Raw genomic sequence first — 17,892 nt, forward strand, 5'->3', positions numbered from 1 at the left:
AAATTACTGAATGCTGAAACCACCGTCAACAACCATTGTGTGACCCACCACGAAACTAGCCGCATCACTGCTCAACCAAACTACTGCATTGGCAATTTCTTCGGGACGACCCAAACGACCGCTGGGAACAGTTTCCAACATAGCATCAAGTACATCCTGTTGGCCACCGTTGATCATTCCGTCCAACATTGGCGTGTGGATAATTCCGGGACAAAGGGTATTGATGCGAATTCCTTGTTTAGCATATTCAATCGCCGCACTTTTAGTCAATCCAATTACACCGTGTTTTGCTGCGTGATAAGTACCTCTTTGGTTACCGCCTAGAATTCCCCCAATTGACGAACAGTTTACAATAGCACCTGAGCCTTGCTTTCTCATCTGCTGCAATTCATATTTCATACTGCTCCAAACACCACCAAGATTTACACCTGTTACTCTGTCAAAATCTTCTCTTGTCTGGTCAGCTGCTCCTGCCAATTCATTTTGAATTCCCGCATTGTTGAATGCCGCATCCAATCTTCCGAAGGTTTCCACCGTTTTATTGACCATTGCTTCAACTTGTGCATCATCAGAAACATTACACACGATTGCAATCACATCATAACCTTCTGATTTTAATTGCTCTGTTGCTTTATTCAAAAGCTCTTCACTCAAATCAGCCAACGCAACTGATGCTCCTGCCTCTGCATAAGCTCTTGCCGCTGCAAATCCTATTCCTTGTGCTGCACCTGTTACAAGGGCAACTTTACCTTCCATTGATTTCATAAAATCCATATTTAATGTTGTTATTAAAAACTATAATGCAAATTTCCTATGTTATTAGTTTACAGCACTTACACATTCCACGGATTGTGCTACCACTTTTACTGATTGCAACTCAAGGAAGGGATATTTTGATAAATTTGTACTGTTTAATTATAAAAAATGGACGAAATACTAAGACTTGATACCGTAAGTGAACACGATGCTTTTTATCATAAACAAAATCTGCATCCGCAGGTCAGTATTATGGATTTTGACGGACGTGTGCCGGAAATCTATGCATCCAGAATGAATTTTGGTTTTTACACCATTTATTTAAAAGACATTGTTTGCGGTGATTTAAAATATGGTAAACACACCTATGATTATCAGGATAAAACGTTGGTGTTTGTTGCTCCAGGTCAGGTCATTAATGTGGACATCAATACCGACTATAAACCTCAAGGCTATGCATTACTTTTTCATCCCGATTTGATAAGAGGTACTTCTTTGGGCAGTCATATAGATGATTACGCCTTCTTTTCCTACCAATCAAACGAAGCTTTGCATTTGTCTGAAAAAGAGCGAAAAATTGTACTGGACTGTTTTGAGAAAATCACTTACGAACTGGAACAAGGCGTTGACCGACACAGCAAAAAGCTTTTAGTCGATAATATTGAACTTTTTTTAAATTATTGTGTCCGATTTTACGACAGGCAATTCATCACCCGAACTGAAGTCAATAATGATGTCGTTGTGCGTTTTGAAAAGCTACTGAACGACTATTTTCAATCTGATAAACCTCAAGTAATCGGACTTCCATCTGTGGCTCATTTTGCCAATGAATTCAATCTTTCTACCAATTACTTTGGCGATTTAATTAAAAAAGACACTGGCAAAACGGCTTTAGAATACATCCACCTGAAAGTAATGGCTTTGGCAAAGCAGAAAATTATTGAAAACCAAAAGACAATCAACGAAATTGCTTACGATTTGGGCTTTAAATATCCGGCACATTTTACAAGGGCTTTTAAGAAAAGTACCGGACTATCGCCTATTGAGTATCGTAGTCTGAACTGATAAACTATTTCAAATTTGTTTTAAAGAAAGTATCCAACTTATCAAAAGGAATCACATCCATTTTATCATATAAATCGACGTGCACTGCACTCGGAATAATCATCAATTCTTTTGGTTCCGCAGCCATTTTATAAATATCTTCAGAAAAATATTTTGAGTGTGCATTTTCACCTGCAATAAGCAACATTGGTCTTGGTGAAATCTCCTTAATATAGCTTAACAACGGCATATTCATAAAGGAAATAGCGCTTGTTAACCTCCACCCTTTTGTTGAATTTACCGAACGCTCGTGAAATCCTCTTGGCGTTTTGTAATAATCATAATATTCTTTTACAAACTGAGGTTCATCGCCGCTTAATTTTTCAGGTAAATGACTTTTCGGATATTCAGGTTCGCCAGTTTCTGCATCTTTCCATCTTTGTTGGCTCAGATCTTCAAGCGTTTTTGTTCTTTGTTCTAGTGTGACAATGTCGTTATATCCTTTTGAAATCACTCTCGTCATATCGTACATACTTGTAGTCGCAACGGCTTTTATTCGTTTGTCTATCGCAGTAGCATTCAGCGCCATTCCTCCAAACCCACAAATGCCGATGATTCCGATTTTATTTCGGTCGACATTATTTTGAAGTCCTAAGAAATCAACTGCCGCACTGAAATCTTCGGTATTTATATCTGGCGAAGCTATATTTCTTGGTTCACCACTACTTTCACCTGTGTAAGAAGGGTCAAAAGCAATCACTACAAAACCTCTCTCCGCCATTTGATTGGCATACAAACCGGAAGATTGCTCTTTCACCGCACCAAACGGTCCGCTGATTGCCAATGCTGCCAATTTTTCGTTTCCAGCATTTTTTGGAAGGTATAAATCTCCGGAAAGTGTTATTCCGTAGCGATTCTTGAAAGTTACAGCGGTTCTTGTTACCTTATCGCTTAGTTTGAATGTATAATGTTCTGTTGTTTCCATTTTCTTTGAATCTGATTTTTTATTTTGTGCGAAAGATTTCCCGACGATTGCCAAAAAAAGCACGGTGAATAGAATTGTTTTTTTCATTTTTATTTTTGTTAATTTTTTAGGTAAGCTTTATGAAGTCGCAGATTTTAGTTTTATCTCTGTTTGCTTATCGAATATTTCTCGGACTACCATAGTTAAAATGGCTAATATTCCAAAGCCTGCTCCCACCCACGGAATAGAAAAAATTCCCACATTGGCAATAAACCATCCGCCAACAATTGTTCCAGTGGAAACCCCCAGATTTCCAAAAGAAGACTGGAGACTATTTGCGAATTCCGGCGCTTCTGGCGCGGCATCAATCATATAAGAAATTGCAGTTAAGAAAGCTGGACCGTACATAATTCCCCAAATTGCAACCACAACAAGTTGTACATAAAAATTCTCCCCTGAAAACTGCAAAATCACAGGTAATACTATGGTTCCTAATAAGAAAAATGCGGTTGTTCGAACAATATTCTTTGACAGTAATTTTCCTGATAACCAATTGGCAATTACTCCAGCTATACCGAAAAGCAAAAGCATATAACTTACTTGTTGACCATTCATCATTTTTACTTTTCCTAAATAGTCGGCGAAATAGCTATACGTTGAGAACCAAGCCGAAATCAACAGTACATTGAATACAATACTGATAATAAATTTTGGTTTTTTTAAGATTAGTAACTGGCTTCCATAGGATAGTTTCTCTTTTACAGGCATTGATGGAATGAAGGTAAAAATGCCTGCTAAAGCAATGAGTGAAATAATTCCCTGAATAACAAAACTGATTTGCCATCCGTAAAGACTCGACACATAGGTACTCAATGGAATAACGGTTACCTGCGCTAAAGCAATTCCGCCAATTACAATTCCCATCAATTTATGCTGTTCTTGTTTTGATGAAGAACGGATAACAGTTCCAACTGCCGCCGAAAAAAAGACAGGTTGCAAAATTGCAGGAAAGATTCGCAACACAACCAAAAGCCAAAAAGGTGGTGCAAATGCTGAAATAATATTGGATATTAGAAAAAGAGAAATGGCCCAAAGCATCATCTTTTTTCTATCAATACCAGACGTTAGAAGAACCAGAAAGGGTCCGATAAGAAAGATTGTCAAGGCAAACGCACTGAGCAATAAACCAGCGGTGTCAATTCCGATCTTGTAATGTGAGGCCACTTGTGGTAAAATACCAATGATCCCAAACTCGGTACTTATGATACTGACCGCACCCAGACAACCTGCGTAAGCTATTTTTTTGATCCCAATCCCGCTATTTTTACTTTCCATATAACTTCTCATTATGATAGAGCAAAGTTACTTTCGGATTGCTTTCAGAGGATAACGATTATCAAACCAAAAATTAAGAAATTCAAACTTCCGTCAAACGAAATGCTTTTGGATTAGTTCCGGTCTGTTTTTTAAAGAAATTATTAAAATAAGTCGGATAATCGAATCCAAGAGCGAAAGCTATTTCTGACACATTCCAATCCGTATGTTGCAGCAATGCTTTTGCTTCTGTGAGAATGCGTTCCGTGATATGTGCCGTTGTGGATTTTCCGGTAACCTCTTTTACCGCACGATTGAGATAATTGACATGAACATTCAGGTTTTTTGCAAAATCCTGAGCTGATTTCAGTGACAGAGATTGGTCTGTAGTTTCTATGGGGAATTGTCTTTCCAACAGCTCCAGAAAAACGGATGATAATCTTGATGCCGCATTCTTATTCTGCTCAAAATCTTCTGCAGGTTCCAGCTTCAGAGATTCGTGAATGATAAGACTTATGTAATTGCGTATCAATTCATCCTTGTATACATAATCACTTTCCTGCTCTGCAATCATCTTCTGAAAAATGGTATTGAGAAAGAGTCTCTGCTCTTCCGTAATTTTCAGAACGGGAGTTCCCCCGATCTTAAAGAAAGAAGACTGTTGTAAACTTTCGGAGCGTTCAGAATTTTTAAAAAATTCCTCCGAAAAAAGAATGGTATAGCCTTTATAAGTTGTTGAAATGGTTTCCCATGAATATGGAATATGCGGGTTTCCGAAAAAAAGCACCGTTCCTTCCTGCTCAAAACTTTTATCAGAATAATGAATCTTACTTTTCCCAGTCGTAAGGCAGATTTTATAGAATTCTTTTCTGCTGTAGACACGGGTTTCGCTTCCGTCCTGCTCAATCTGGAATGCACGGAAACCTTTTAGTTTTAATTCAGTATTAAACTCCGAAACAACTCTTTCTACCTTTTCTTTCATTTTTCAAAGTTAAGAAAATCAAACTAATCAGTTTTAAAATAATTATAGAAGTAAAACGCCAATAGAATTCTCTGTCGAAACAAAAAATTCTATCGCTTAAAAAAAATCTTGAAAAGACTTAATACTTTACAATTTCGTATTATGAAATAGTTCTCGATTCGATCATTACGAAATACCCGGTTCTTTCTTTAATCAGCCATTTCTCATTTTGGAAAACATATATGTCTTCATATTTCACGCTATAATCTGTTAAAACATCCTTACCTTCATTTTCCCGAATCATTTTAATCTGAGAAAATGAAATTCCCATTGCAATTTCACCGTCGATTTTTGTAGAATGCTGACCGTTTAATGTGAAATAGGTTTTTACTTGTGAAGCGTGCAGATTAAAATCACTCTCCATACTTTCTCTACCCGAAACGTTTGCAACCAAAGCCCCATTCATATAAACTTTATAAATAACGTCCGGAGTAAATAAATCCATAACTTCTGAGATTTTCCACTCATCACCCAGGTAAGCATAATTGTCAATTAAGTCTCTTAAATCCTGCTTGGTTTTTAAAACTTCTAATGTCATAATTTTGTTGTTTAAAATTAAATTTTAAAATTACTTTCTGTAATTATTCTTGTACAAAATTATATTATATTTGGTTACATTTTATTAGTTGTTACCTAAAGGTTACCAACTAACAATTGCAGAAATAATGAAAAAACCAACAGAAAATCAAATAGATAACAAGGCATTCACGGAAGAATGCCATACCGTTTTAACAGCAGTTTCGGATGCTTTATATGTTATCGGCGGAAAATGGAAGTTGATGATAATTATCGCAATGGCGCGAGGAAACAAGCGATTTACAGAAATTCAGAAGCAAGTCATCGGAATCTCGGCACGTGTACTTTCCAGCGAATTGAAAGACCTGGAACTGAATGGATTTATTGTCAAAAAAGTTGAAAACGGTTATCCTGTAACGATTGAATATGAGCTCCTACCCTACAGTCAGACTTTAGAAGAATTGGTTGGTGCAATGACACGATGGGGAATTCAGCATCGGGAAAAGGTGAAAGCTGAAATGGGTTCGGAAAAATCGAAAGAGAAATAATCCAATTATTAAAATTTGCCACAATCAATGGGACAGAACTCAATTATCGAAGACTCTGCTTTCTGATTCTGCTGAGCGTTTCACGGGAAATTCCTAAATAAGAAGCAATCTGATGCAAAGGAAATCTCTGAATCATATCGGGATGAAGCTGAACAAAACTTTCATAGCGTTCCAAAGCATTGAGGCTTATCGCATCATCCATACGTTTTTGGGAAGCAATATGGTTATTTTCGCTCATTTTCCAGAACATATCTCTCACTGACGGAATCTCCAGAAAAGCATCAAGATTAGGTCTTGGTAAAATCAATAATTCAGTGTTTTCCCAAGCTTCGATATAATATTTGGAAGGTGTCAGATTCATAAAGCTTTGTCGGTCAACAATCCACCAGTTCTCTACCGCCAATTGCAGAATGTACTCAATCCCGTGACTGTCTACGCTAAATTGTCTCGTTGCACCTTTTAGGATAAAACCTGTATATTGACAAACATTTCCTTCTTCAAGAAAATATTGTTTTTTTCTTAATTTTTTGGGCAACAACAGCGACTGGATATTTTCTTTTTCCTCTGAGGAAAGACTTGAATTGCTGTAGCGCTCTATATAATCAAAAAGTGGTTCGTGCATTTTAGTTTCTTGGGGCGATTAAGAAAATCATTATTTACCAAATTTAAAAAATTTCGTTTTATTGTCATCAATTATATTTAATCTGAAAATACAAAAACTAAAAAATCACCCTATTCGATTTTCAGGGCGATTTTTATTCAGAATTAAATTTCTAATCTAAATATGATTAATTTTTAGAAATAAACACCAATTTCGGAAAAGTTTTTTTGTTTTTCCGATAGTTTCCCGGATTTAATGCTTTAATACCTGCCATAATAATATGTTTTAAAATTGTTTGTCATTATTCACGGTAGAAAGTTGCAGCTTGGAACAAAGCAACAGTTAGGCAGCATTTCTCAAAGAGTTGGCAATTTTTATTTCAAATGATTTTTCTATTCTTTTTTTTTAAAACCAACTTCCAATAGCATACAACCCCATTAAATATTTAAAAATCAAAACTTTAATAAAACCCATTGACATTTGTCACAGGTTTTTTGTATCAAATATCATCGTTTTCAGGAATCAACTCAGCCTAATTTTGTCCTGTACAATAAGCACTTATGCTGCTGAAGTACAGAATAAAATTATATTAATTTAAATACATTTACTATGCACACAAAAGCATTCAACCCAGAAAACGCAGCGATACTTCTTATCGATCATCAAGTAGGAACAATGGCGTGGACACATTCTCACGACATTAATTTGGTAAAGCAAAATGCCATTAAACTGGCAAAAATTGCAAAAGCCTTAAATCTTCCTGTTATTTTGACATCAAGTATGGAAGACCACGCTCAGGGGCCTTTGATTCCTGAATTACAGGAAATATTACCTGAAGCGTATGACGCCCGAATCAAACGTCCGGGAATAGTAAATGCAATGCATCACGAAGGTTTCAATGAAGCTGTAAAGGCCCTAGGTAGAAAAAAACTTTTCGTAGCAGGTGTTACGACAGAAATTTGTGTGACTTTCCCAGTTCTACAGATGTTGGATGAAGGTTATGAAGTACAGGTTTCTGCAGATGCATCGGCTTCTTACACCCAATATGGAGATAATTTAGCTTTGGAAAGAATGAGACAGGCGGGAGCAATTATCACTACTGTTGACCAGATTATTTCGGAGCTGGCAATTGACTGGACAAGCCTGAACGGAGGAAAACTAATTGGAATTTTAAACTATCAATAAAATTTGATTTACAAAAAGAAACATCGTTTCAAAATATAAAAGCGGTGTTTCTTTGTTTTTAAAATTAAAACTTATCTTATGAAAATCATTAGAGCTTCAGAAAAACATACACACGGCAACCAGACATTTCACGTTGAAATATTGTATCCGGGAACCAATCTCGGAAAAAACGATACTGGATTTTTAACCATTGGAAGAATTGATCATGCTTTATTTAAACCTCCCGGTTTAGTTCCAATGCATCCACATCAGAATGATGAGATCTTTTCTTATATCCGTTCCGGCAAGATGGTTCATCTTGACAGCACGGATAAAAAAGAACATCTGAACAATTCTTATATGATGCTCATGAATGCCGGAAGTGGAGTGTCACACGAAGAAAGTGCCGAAGAAGATGTTGAAATGCTTCAAATCTTTATGCGACCTTCTGAAAATGATTTACCACCGCAAGTTCAATTTCATCAATTTGAAAGTATTTTCAGTGAAAACATCTGGAGGCTGGTTGCCGGAAACAGAGCTGATTCTTCTTTGAAATTAAGAGTGGAAACTAATATTTTTGACATCAGGCTGCAAAAGGATAAAATAGTGGAAGTTCCTGAAGGGAATGAGAAAGTCATCAATTTTATTTATTGCTTTAACGGCGAAATTAAAATCGGAAATGAAATCATTGCAAAAGGAGACAGTGTAATTCTGGAAGAAAATTTGTTTCTTGAAGCCATTAAAGAAAGTGACTTGGTTTTATTTCAGATAAAAAAAGAAGCCAAATACAGTAATACGGGGATGTTCAGCGGAAATAAATTGAATTAGTCAATACTTAATCTGACAGTTATAATCACCTTAAATCTATTAATTAAAAATTCTAATTATGAGGTTAATTTATATCTTACTTGCAATTACTCTCGTTAGTTGTAAAAATGAGAAACAAGATAATTATTACAAATCTATCTCTAAAAATAAAAAAGATACAGCTGTACTAAATGTAAATATTGAAAAAAGTTCTTTTTACGGAAAATATCAAGTTAAACATCACGATAACACCAAAGATAGTGGCACTATAACTGGATCAATATTTGGAGATACGTTAAAAGGTCGATATACTTATATATCAAGGCATAATATAAAGACTGTCGACCCTATAGCATTTTTAGTGGTTGGAAAAGATTTGAAATTAGGAAACGGAGATCCTGCCTCCTACATGTCAATACCTTATTACATGGATGGAACAATTTATTTCAATGATTCTCTTCTACTGTTCAAACCTATTAAACTAAAAGAATTTAATGATTTGATCAAAAGTATAGATTAAAAGAAAAGTAATCAGGAATTCACTAAAAGAAATTTTGTAAAAGAAATTCATTAAGATTAGAAATAAAAAAAGACAATAGTAAATAAGTGTTTTTAACCCCTTATTACTAGGTTTCACTTAAAGAAAAAAATGAAATAGAATATATAGCTACAAGAAGTTAAATACTAGATTGGAGATAGCTAATTCTTTTTTAATTTGGCTCAAACGAACCAAATCATCAATAAAAGTGTTTGACTATACGCTCGTATTGGTCACCAAAAGCCAAATGGCGCCACTTTAATAAAGGTGGTGCTTTTTTTTATTCACCAGAACAAAAGCTATCCGCATCATAAAAAATTCTTTTTTATCAATTCGTACGAAAGAGCTATATTTAACCATGGTATGCCAAACAAAATCTTTAAAACAACTTTTATAAAAAATTGATTTATACAACACTTTTAAATATTGCTATTTTTCAGGGAATAGTCTTAGGCGTAGTCATTTTAAAGTCCTCTCTATTCAATAGTAATTCAAATAAATATTTAGCCTGCTTACTATTTACACTGTCCATTGTTTTACTGAATTATGTTTTTGAAATTGAAGGAGCATTTAAGTCCTATCCTTTGCTATGTTTTCTGGACTATATTGAGTGGATATTTTTACTACCTGTTTTCATCTTCCTTTTTATAATAAACCGAATTGATGATACTGTAAAGAACAGACAAAAAACTTATTTGTATTACATTCCGTTTGCCTACTCCTCTACTTTTACTATTATATACCATCTTAATGATATTCTAGGAATTTATAAAATCGCAGATTCAGGCTTTTTCATAATGAATATACTTAGAGTAATTCAGCTTTTATTTGCCTTTATCATCATCCTGTTTCCACCTTTTTACTCTTATTTTATGATAAGGCACTTAAAAGACCCACAAGAGAAAAAATGGGTACTTACCTTATTAACTACTCTCTATTTATTATTATCTACCTGGCTCATAACGTATATGACTGGCTTCTTTTTTGGAATAGACATTTCCTCTACCATGAGTGGGCTAGCTTTATCAGCAACATTTATCATGCACTGGACAGCCTATATAGGCATTTATAAATACAAGCTTGCCAAAAACAAAGATGCTGTCTACCATTTTCTAAACAACGATTTGGTTATTATACATCCCGATCTGCAAGTTGCAGAAAATAGTATAACGCAAGAACATAACACGGCAGAAGAATCCAGAGAATCTATAACGGCTGACAATCTTTATTTTCAAAAACTGGAACTTCTTTGTAAAGACGAGCACATTTATACCGACAGTACTTTAAACAGAGAAAAAGTAGCTGAAAAACTAGGGATCAGCCCTGGATATGTTTCACAAATTGTAAACACAGTAACAGGAGATAACTTTGCTCATTATATCAATCAATATCGGGTGGAAGCCGTGAAGGAAATGATATCAAATCCGGAATATGAAAACTATAATCTGCTGACAATGGGATTGGAAGCCGGCTTTACTTCAAAAACAACTTTCTTTAAAGCATTTAAAAAAGTTACCGGTCAGACACCTAATGAATATAAAAATACCATCAAATAAGTACCATTTTGTACATTTTTAAGCTTTTGAAACCCGTTCTAATTTTTATTATTTGAGTTTTGCATCGAAATAATTCAAATAACTTTTTTATGAAAAAAAAACTTTTACAGCTCATTATTTTGTTTGCTTTTTATTCTGTCAATGCTCAAAGTGAAGCTGATGCAAATCCTTATCAGAAAAACAATGAAATTAAATTAAATTTACTCGCGCCCTTATCCGGTGCCTTCGAAGTTGGTTATGAACGGTTTCTCAACAAAAATTCATCATTAGGAATTTCTGCATTCAAGGTATATGGGTATTCAACAAATGATGATATGAATTACTATATCTCCCCCTACTACAGGTATTATTTTGGAAAAAAATATGCATCCGGTTTCTTTGTCGAAGGATTTGGAATGCTTACTTCAATTGATGGAAAAAAAATATATGCCGCAGACAACGTGACTTTCACCGAAGGTAAAGATGTTTATGATCTTGCATTAGGTGCGGGTCTTGGATGGAAACTGATTACAAAGAAAGGATTTGTTTTTGAAGCCAATACAGCCTACGGAAGACTTATTTTCAATGCAAATAAAACAGATCACGATCAGGTTTTAAAGCTGGGACTGAGTATTGGTTACCGATTTTAAAATCAAATACGTCTAAGTATCACGAGACTTTTATTTTCCACAAAGATCCTATTACCTTGATACAAATTAAATCATATTATTCGTAAAATATTCGTGCGAGGATAAAGCAATTGAACCAAATCATTGATAAAAGTCTTTGAAGATACGCTCGTCTTTGTCACCACAACCAAATGGCGCCAAATCAATATCGTTGGCGCCTTTTTTATCTAAGAGAATACTTGTTTTTAGGTGATGAAAACATAATCAAAATACAATACTTGAGAAATGATGATGGACAATCATTTCTTTTTGTTACTTATATCCTATTTTTACAAAAAAGATTAAATGGACAAATTAAGTTTTCTGGAAGTTATTGCTGCGATTGCCGTTTTTGTATCGCTGCTGCTTGCCGTATTTTTGTTAACGGTAAAAACAGAAAGAAAACTAGAAAACAGATTATTTGCAGCATTCCTTATCATTAATGCCATTGACATCAGCGGAATTTTCATGCACCTTTTTGTTGATAGTTATAATCTGAAAACCTTCAAAATATCTGCTTACTTATTGGTAATGCCTCTTTTCTATCTGTACGTTAATGCAGTTTGCTACACTGATTTCACTTTAAAAAGAAAGCATTTACTGCATTTAATCCCTTTCATTGTTGCCAATTTAATTTTAGTTCCAAGACTTTATCTTGCAGAAGGTTCTGCTAAAGAAGTTTTTTTTAAAGGTATGTGGCACTCTCCTGAAATGTTTTTTTATCAACTCATCGGAGAACTGCAGTATTTCTTTTATATCGTCGGTGTATTTCTTGTCCTTAAAAAATACAGGAAGATTTATCTTGAAAATTATACTAATCCAAACACCTTATTATATAAATGGCTGTTTCAGTTTACAATGATTTTACTCTTCATCCATATATGTATTATTTTTAAAAACACCATACGATATACAACATATAACGATCTATTTATTTGGATACATATTGTGGCGGGAACTTCCTTCTTATTGGCTGCGTGCTGGTTTATATTAAAGGCATTAAATTATCCTGAGCTTTTCCGAAGAATTGATTCTACTTTACAACCGACAAATAATTTTGCGGAAACCCTGGAAGCAGAAAATAAAACCGACGAAACAAAAAGTTTTCAGATCGAACAGCTTAAAAAATTCATGGTTGAAAAAGAACCCTTCTTAGAGCCTTCATTAACGATTCAGGAACTGGCAAATCAGGTGAACATTCCTGTTCGTGAGCTGTCTGTTTTAATTAACCATCATATCAATCAGCATTTTTTTGATTTTGTGAATGAATACCGTGTTAAAAAAGCAATGACCATTCTGAAAGATCCCATGAAAAAAGAATATACGGTGTTAGAAATTTTATATGAAGTGGGTTTCAATTCAAAATCTTCTTTTCATACCTCTTTTAAAAAATATACAAACCAAACCCCAACAGCATACAGAAACAATTGACAATTAAACGATTGTAAATACTCGAACTCTGGATTGCAGATAATCGGACTCATTTTATTCATTAAAATGAGTTCTACTTTTTTATACGGACTTTTTTCATGATTCTCTACAGCACATTTGCATCAGATTATGAATGTTAAATTAAAACTTAGAAAATATGAAATATTTAACCCCTATTTTATTTTTTGCCTTATTGGGCTGTAAAAGTAATTCACTTATTAATAAGCGGAATGTTGAAAATGCGATTACAAAAAATGCTCTTCAGTTATTAAAGGATAAAAGATTTCATTCTGTTTCCATTGCAGTGCTTAAAGATGGAAAATCCACAATAAAACATTTTGGAGAATTAACTATTGGAAAAGGAAACAAACCCAACAATTCTACACTTTATGAATTGGCTTCTGTAACCAAAACCTTTACAGGTTACATGGCTGCTAAAGCCGTACTTGATAAAAAAATAAATTTAGATGATGACATTAGAATCTATCTTAATGGGCCTTATCCCAATTTAGAATTTAAAGATGAACCTATAAGAATCAAGCACCTCATCACCCATACCAGTGGATTTCCTAATTTCCCCATAAAAAGTGAAAATAAAGAGGCTTTTTTTGAGGGATTAAAACTAATCAAAATTGAAACGAAACCCGGAGAAACATATTCTTATTCTAACACAGCTCCAGAGTTAACAGCCTATATACTTGAAAAAGTGTATCAAAAATCTTTTGAGGAATTAGTAATTGAATTTGTTTTGAAACCAAATAAAATGAGCCAAACTAAGTTTATACTCAATGAAAATGATAGAGGAAGATTGGTAAAAGGTTATAATGATAAAAATGAGATAATGCCTAACTTCAATAGAACTTTATGGGGTGGAATTTCAGGATTGCACTCTACGACTACAGATCTGGTGAAATATATGAAATTGCAACTCGACAAGTCAAATCTTATTGTCAATGAATCTCATAAAAAATTATATAAAGAAAGTTCTGATTTTTGGGAAGGCTATCATTGGTATATCATAGAAAATGGTAATGAATTAATTTACAGACATCACGGAGGTATCTATGGAATGCAAAATTGGTTTATGATCTATCCCAAACAAAATATAGGGATAGCCATATTGACAAACACCAGCTTTAATGAAACAGGAGAAGTTTTAGAAAAAGTAGTTGATAACTTGTATGACGATATAAGGGTAAAATAAACAGCACATAACAATTGCTTACGAAATGAGATTTGAACATTTACAGTTTTTAAGCAAGCTGTCTAAGGTAAACCTTTCATAATTATGATAAGCCTCTATATGACGCAATAATAATGACAAATAACAAAAACTTATAATATATTTGTTGCATAATTTAAACCTACCGTTAGTGAAGCTAGCCTGCATTATCCTTATTTTTTTTAACACTTTTTTTTCAGCACAAGGATATACTTTCCAATCATTTGGTATGGATCAGGGACTCCCTCAAAACAGTATAAAGGATATTGCAAAAGATAAATATGGTTTTATATGGTTATCAACTGATGGTGGTATATTGAGATATGATGGAAACAATTTTTTATTGTATAATAACTTTAAAACAAGTAATCTCAGTTTCGGAAGCTTTCTTGGTACTAAAAGCAGAGATTTAATTTGTTTTAATAATAATGATGAGAATTGTGTATTAATATCAGACAGAACTGTAAAAATGCTGCCTACTGGAAAGATTTCCAAAACGTACTCAATGGGTAATAATGTACAGTATAAAAGATATTATAAAAGTAGCTTTATTAATAATTTTTTCCCGGAGACCAATTGTTATTATATCATCTCAAATTCAGGAACATATTTTTTTAATAATCACAACATTATTTATAAGAAAGAAAATAAACCGGAAAAAAAAATTCTGTTCCCTTTTCTCATGAAAGAGCTTAGAAATGCTTTTAAACATGAAAATACCATTTTCCTGCCAGATCAAAAAAACCGAAAAACGATTATATTAAAAAACGGAATTGTTTCGTATGATAACCAACCCTCATTATACAATGATCCTGAATCTAAAATATATTGGCATCAGGGTACAGGGCAGGTTTTTGTCATCAATAACGGTAATATTTATCGAAGTAAAATATCTAATGGTATACTTACCCTTACATTTCTTATGCAGTATAAAAAAATTGAAAAAGAGCTTTTATATTGTATGTTTTATGACGAAGAATCCAATAAGCTTTATCTTGGAAATGTTTTGAAAGGCCTGAAAATCATAACCCTATCAGATTTTTATACTCCACAGAAAAATGTCCCATTTTCTGGTGAGTTTGTTTATGAAGCTTTGCCTTTTACCCCTCATTCAATTATTTCAAAACAAGGATTCGAATATTATAAAGACAAAGTAAATAAAATCTATGCTGCGGATTTCAACTATGACAGACGTTATCTTTTGTATGATAACTCACATAATCTGCTGTATGTAGAGTTTAATAAAATACACCGGAGATACAAATCTTCACACTACCAAACACACGATTCTATAGTCTTTCCCAGAAGAAATGTTGAAGGAATTTTTAAAATAAACAGCAATTTTGCAGTAAACATGGCGGATAGTCAATATGAATATTATTACCTCAACATATTTGCCAATGACCAATTCAAAAAAGCAAGAAATATTTTTAGATTTAAAGCCAATATTAACTTTGTTAAAGAATTGAATAAAGATTCTATTTATGTAGGAACAACTCAGGGAATTTATCTTCTTTCTATTTCTAACAATAAGATTCTAAAGTATTTTGCTAAAGATTTACCGATAAAGGAAATTCAACAGACGAAAAATGGAAACTTTTGGTTTACTACTCACAATAAAGGATTTTATCTTATTAAAAACGGAAATGCCATCAGAATGCCTGATGATAAAGACGGATATATTTCCAGTGCCCATCATATACTGGAAGATCGCTACGGCTTTTTCTGGATTTCTTCAAATAATGGTTTATTTAAAGTTTCCGAGAAAGCACTTTTAAATTATGCCCAAAATAAAAACTCAAAAGTAACGTATTATCGTTACACCAAAGAAGATGGTCTACTGAATAACGAATTCAACGGAAGCGCCAACCCAAGCGGAAATATCTTGAAAAATGGAGAATTTGTATTGCCTTCAATGGTGGGCTTTGTGTTTTTTAATCCTGATAAAATTAAAACCTATTATCCGAAAAACAATCAGCTTTTTATAGAAAGAGCTAAGGTTGGGAAAGAAAAAATTCATTTTAAGGACACACTGCGTTTGAAAAGTGATTACACAAGTGCTGATATTTTTTTGGATTTCCCTTATTATCAAAATATTAAAAATCTTTACATAGAATCTAAGCTTGAAAATAGCCAAAACAGCAAATGGGAAGAAATAAAAACTGACAGAAAATTTATCTTAGGCAATATTCCTCCGGGAAATTATACTTTAAATATCAGGTTTTTAATCTCTAAAAATGGAAAATTTGCCTATAAAAAAATTATTATAGAAATTAAACCTTTCTTTTATCAAACAATATGGTTTAAAGCTTTACTGATCATCTTAGGAGTTGCGTTAATTATCCTGATTCAGATACAGACAAACTTTCTAAAAAGAATGGTCAGGACATTAAAACATAATTTAGAAAGCAGAGATGAGGAATTAAAAATCACGACTGATAAGCTTAAGAATGAATCAGAATATCAGCAAAAAATTGTGGAGAGCATCAGCCATGATATTGCAACCCCAATAAGATTCCTGGCTTCAATATCTCAAAGACTTCGTGATACGGATGATACAACAATTCAGAAGCAATATTTTGATGGGATATATAAAACTTCTGAGCAATTGTTCAGATTCACATCACAATTAAAAGAATACAATGAATTGTATAAAGAAGAAAACGTTTTAGATGAGGAACATTCGCTGTATGATCTTATCCAAGATAAAAAACTTCTTTTTGAACAAGTTGCTTTAGGTACTAATACAATTATCAGTAACCTTTGTGATCCCAATCTCGAAATCAAAACCAATAGAAATATACTCTCAGCTATTATACATAATCTAATAGATAATGCTGTAAAAAACACAAAAAACGGTGAAATTCGTATAACCTCAATTGTACAAAATGACACCGTTGAAATTGCTATTTTAGATACAGGTACAGGAATGTCCGAAAGTCAGATAAAATATTACTCTCAAATCTTTGAAAGTACAAAAACAGAAGGTTTTGTTTTTAAAAATTATGGATTAGGATTACACATGGTCCTTCAACTCATCAAAAAAATAAATGCAGGGATCCGTTTCCAAAACAATATCCCTAAAGGAACTATCGTAAAAATTTTCTTAAAAATTGATTGATTATGAATAAAAAAATACTAATTGCCGACGATCATTATGTCGTAAGATTGGGAACCAAAATGGCTTTAGAATCCAAATTCCCTAATATTTTCATTGATTTTGCTGAAAATTACCACGAAACAAAAGAAAAACTTATCGCAGAGAGGTTTGATCTGATCATGCTGGACATTGAAATGGAGGGCAGTATATTTAAACATATGATCAAAGAATTAAAAAAAATTCAGGATGATATTAAAATTATGATTTTTTCATCATCTAAAGAAAATATTGCCCTGGAATATGTTCAGGAAGGAGCACAAGGATATTTAAATAAGTTGAGCAATGATGAAACTATAATCAAAGCAACGCAATCAATTTTCGAAGAAGGTTATTATTATCCTTTTCAAATTGTGAAGCTTCTTTCAAACGAACCACAAAAAAAAGATATTAAAGAAGTATTATCAGAAAGAGAATTTCAAGTTTTCAAGCTTTTAGGTGAGGGAAACGGCAATCTGGAAATTGCTAATGAACTTAAAATCCAAGCCGGCACAATGAGTACTTATAAAAAAAGAATCTATAGTAAACTAGGAATAAATAATCTCATTGATCTTTTTAAGATTTACAAAAGCTTAGACTAAAATTATGATTCTGGAACACAAATCA

17 protein-coding genes are annotated in these 17,892 nt (G+C 33.3%); 11 read left to right on the forward strand and 6 right to left on the reverse strand.

The annotated features are described in order from the left end of the window. Positions 1 to 3 precede the first annotated feature (3 nt). Positions 4 to 765 carry an SDR family NAD(P)-dependent oxidoreductase gene (locus AC57AW_RS17615; RefSeq protein WP_496352915.1) on the reverse strand — a complete coding sequence of 254 codons (762 nt, stop codon included), beginning with the start codon at positions 763 to 765 and terminating at the stop codon, positions 4 to 6. Positions 766 to 924: 159 nt separating this feature from the next. On the opposite strand from AC57AW_RS17615, the gene AC57AW_RS17620 reads away from it, so the two are divergent. Continuing rightward, positions 925 to 1,821: a helix-turn-helix domain-containing protein gene (locus tag AC57AW_RS17620; protein ID WP_496352916.1), complete on the forward strand. Its 897-nt coding sequence runs from the start codon at positions 925 to 927 to the stop codon at positions 1,819 to 1,821. 4 nt (positions 1,822 to 1,825) lie between these two features. Here AC57AW_RS17620 and AC57AW_RS17625 read toward each other — a convergent pair whose 3' ends face one another. The 4 genes from AC57AW_RS17625 to AC57AW_RS17640 form a co-directional block, all read right to left on the reverse strand. Next, positions 1,826 to 2,872 carry an alpha/beta hydrolase gene (locus AC57AW_RS17625; protein ID WP_496352917.1) on the reverse strand — a complete coding sequence of 349 codons (1,047 nt, stop codon included), beginning with the start codon at positions 2,870 to 2,872 and terminating at the stop codon, positions 1,826 to 1,828. Positions 2,873 to 2,902: 30 nt separating this feature from the next. Further along, positions 2,903 to 4,099, reverse strand: a complete 1,197-nt coding sequence (locus tag AC57AW_RS17630; RefSeq protein ID WP_496352918.1) for an MFS transporter — start codon at positions 4,097 to 4,099, stop codon at positions 2,903 to 2,905. Positions 4,100 to 4,181: 82 nt separating this feature from the next. After that, positions 4,182 to 5,060 carry a helix-turn-helix domain-containing protein gene (locus AC57AW_RS17635; protein ID WP_496352919.1) on the reverse strand — a complete coding sequence of 293 codons (879 nt, stop codon included), beginning with the start codon at positions 5,058 to 5,060 and terminating at the stop codon, positions 4,182 to 4,184. Between the two features lie 139 nt (positions 5,061 to 5,199). Continuing rightward, positions 5,200 to 5,637, reverse strand: a complete 438-nt coding sequence (locus AC57AW_RS17640; RefSeq protein WP_496352920.1) for a nuclear transport factor 2 family protein — start codon at positions 5,635 to 5,637, stop codon at positions 5,200 to 5,202. A 127-nt stretch (positions 5,638 to 5,764) separates the two neighbouring features. Between AC57AW_RS17640 and AC57AW_RS17645 the strand changes: the two genes are divergently transcribed. Further along, positions 5,765 to 6,163, forward strand: coding sequence for a winged helix-turn-helix transcriptional regulator (locus tag AC57AW_RS17645; protein WP_496352921.1), 399 nt, complete (start codon positions 5,765 to 5,767; stop codon positions 6,161 to 6,163). A gap of 43 nt (positions 6,164 to 6,206) precedes the next feature. Here the strand turns inward: AC57AW_RS17645 and AC57AW_RS17650 are convergent, their stop codons facing one another. Continuing rightward, complete coding sequence (locus tag AC57AW_RS17650) at positions 6,207 to 6,785, reverse strand: Crp/Fnr family transcriptional regulator (protein WP_318849108.1); 579 nt, start codon at positions 6,783 to 6,785, stop codon at positions 6,207 to 6,209. A 588-nt stretch (positions 6,786 to 7,373) separates the two neighbouring features. Here AC57AW_RS17650 and AC57AW_RS17655 point away from each other — a divergent pair. The 9 genes from AC57AW_RS17655 to AC57AW_RS17695 all read left to right on the forward strand — a co-directional run bounded on the left by AC57AW_RS17655 (position 7,374) and on the right by AC57AW_RS17695 (position 17,867). Continuing rightward, a complete protein-coding gene (locus AC57AW_RS17655) occupies positions 7,374 to 7,949 on the forward strand; it encodes an isochorismatase family protein (protein ID WP_496352922.1) in 576 nt (191 codons plus the stop codon). 78 nt (positions 7,950 to 8,027) lie between these two features. Beyond that, positions 8,028 to 8,756 carry a pirin family protein gene (locus AC57AW_RS17660; protein WP_318849110.1) on the forward strand — a complete coding sequence of 243 codons (729 nt, stop codon included), beginning with the start codon at positions 8,028 to 8,030 and terminating at the stop codon, positions 8,754 to 8,756. Between the two features lie 58 nt (positions 8,757 to 8,814). Beyond that, on the forward strand, positions 8,815 to 9,255 hold the full coding sequence (locus AC57AW_RS17665) for a hypothetical protein (RefSeq protein ID WP_496352923.1): 441 nt from the start codon (positions 8,815 to 8,817) through the stop codon (positions 9,253 to 9,255). 890 nt (positions 9,256 to 10,145) lie between these two features. Further along, positions 10,146 to 10,829 (forward strand): helix-turn-helix domain-containing protein, encoded by a 684-nt coding sequence (locus AC57AW_RS17670; protein WP_496352924.1) that lies wholly within the window; start codon positions 10,146 to 10,148, stop codon positions 10,827 to 10,829. Positions 10,830 to 10,918: 89 nt separating this feature from the next. Beyond that, positions 10,919 to 11,458: a DUF3575 domain-containing protein gene (locus AC57AW_RS17675; protein ID WP_496352925.1), complete on the forward strand. Its 540-nt coding sequence runs from the start codon at positions 10,919 to 10,921 to the stop codon at positions 11,456 to 11,458. Between the two features lie 324 nt (positions 11,459 to 11,782). Then, positions 11,783 to 12,907 (forward strand): helix-turn-helix domain-containing protein, encoded by a 1,125-nt coding sequence (locus AC57AW_RS17680; RefSeq protein WP_496352926.1) that lies wholly within the window; start codon positions 11,783 to 11,785, stop codon positions 12,905 to 12,907. A 157-nt stretch (positions 12,908 to 13,064) separates the two neighbouring features. Then, entirely contained in the window at positions 13,065 to 14,111 is a 1,047-nt protein-coding gene (locus tag AC57AW_RS17685) for a serine hydrolase domain-containing protein (protein WP_496352927.1), read from the forward strand. Between the two features lie 247 nt (positions 14,112 to 14,358). Next, positions 14,359 to 17,250 (forward strand): sensor histidine kinase, encoded by a 2,892-nt coding sequence (locus AC57AW_RS17690; protein ID WP_496352928.1) that lies wholly within the window; start codon positions 14,359 to 14,361, stop codon positions 17,248 to 17,250. Between the two features lie 2 nt (positions 17,251 to 17,252). Beyond that, a complete protein-coding gene (locus AC57AW_RS17695; RefSeq protein WP_496352929.1) occupies positions 17,253 to 17,867 on the forward strand; it encodes a response regulator in 615 nt (204 codons plus the stop codon). Positions 17,868 to 17,892 lie beyond the last annotated feature (25 nt).

Source organism: Chryseobacterium sp. BGA-UO-ETr-SB22 (assembly GCF_059567885.1).

Excerpts from the sequence above, each read along its gene's own strand:
- AC57AW_RS17665 (WP_496352923.1), top strand. The coding sequence starts at position 8,815 with ATGAGGTTAATTTATATCTTACTTGCAATTACTCTCGTTAGTTGTAAA.
- AC57AW_RS17640 (WP_496352920.1), bottom strand. The coding sequence starts at position 5,637 with ATGACATTAGAAGTTTTAAAAACCAAGCAGGATTTAAGAGACTTAATT.
- AC57AW_RS17670 (WP_496352924.1), top strand. The coding sequence starts at position 10,146 with ATGATAAGGCACTTAAAAGACCCACAAGAGAAAAAATGGGTACTTACC.
- AC57AW_RS17685 (WP_496352927.1), top strand. The coding sequence starts at position 13,065 with ATGAAATATTTAACCCCTATTTTATTTTTTGCCTTATTGGGCTGTAAA.
- AC57AW_RS17675 (WP_496352925.1), top strand. The coding sequence starts at position 10,919 with ATGAAAAAAAAACTTTTACAGCTCATTATTTTGTTTGCTTTTTATTCT.
- AC57AW_RS17620 (WP_496352916.1), top strand. The coding sequence starts at position 925 with ATGGACGAAATACTAAGACTTGATACCGTAAGTGAACACGATGCTTTT.
- AC57AW_RS17615 (WP_496352915.1), bottom strand. The coding sequence starts at position 765 with ATGAAATCAATGGAAGGTAAAGTTGCCCTTGTAACAGGTGCAGCACAA.
- AC57AW_RS17655 (WP_496352922.1), top strand. The coding sequence starts at position 7,374 with ATGCACACAAAAGCATTCAACCCAGAAAACGCAGCGATACTTCTTATC.
- AC57AW_RS17645 (WP_496352921.1), top strand. The coding sequence starts at position 5,765 with ATGAAAAAACCAACAGAAAATCAAATAGATAACAAGGCATTCACGGAA.
- AC57AW_RS17660 (WP_318849110.1), top strand. The coding sequence starts at position 8,028 with ATGAAAATCATTAGAGCTTCAGAAAAACATACACACGGCAACCAGACA.
- AC57AW_RS17630 (WP_496352918.1), bottom strand. The coding sequence starts at position 4,099 with ATGGAAAGTAAAAATAGCGGGATTGGGATCAAAAAAATAGCTTACGCA.
- AC57AW_RS17690 (WP_496352928.1), top strand. The coding sequence starts at position 14,359 with ATGGATCAGGGACTCCCTCAAAACAGTATAAAGGATATTGCAAAAGAT.
- AC57AW_RS17635 (WP_496352919.1), bottom strand. The coding sequence starts at position 5,060 with ATGAAAGAAAAGGTAGAAAGAGTTGTTTCGGAGTTTAATACTGAATTA.
- AC57AW_RS17695 (WP_496352929.1), top strand. The coding sequence starts at position 17,253 with ATGAATAAAAAAATACTAATTGCCGACGATCATTATGTCGTAAGATTG.
- AC57AW_RS17625 (WP_496352917.1), bottom strand. The coding sequence starts at position 2,872 with ATGAAAAAAACAATTCTATTCACCGTGCTTTTTTTGGCAATCGTCGGG.
- AC57AW_RS17650 (WP_318849108.1), bottom strand. The coding sequence starts at position 6,785 with ATGCACGAACCACTTTTTGATTATATAGAGCGCTACAGCAATTCAAGT.
- AC57AW_RS17680 (WP_496352926.1), top strand. The coding sequence starts at position 11,783 with ATGGACAAATTAAGTTTTCTGGAAGTTATTGCTGCGATTGCCGTTTTT.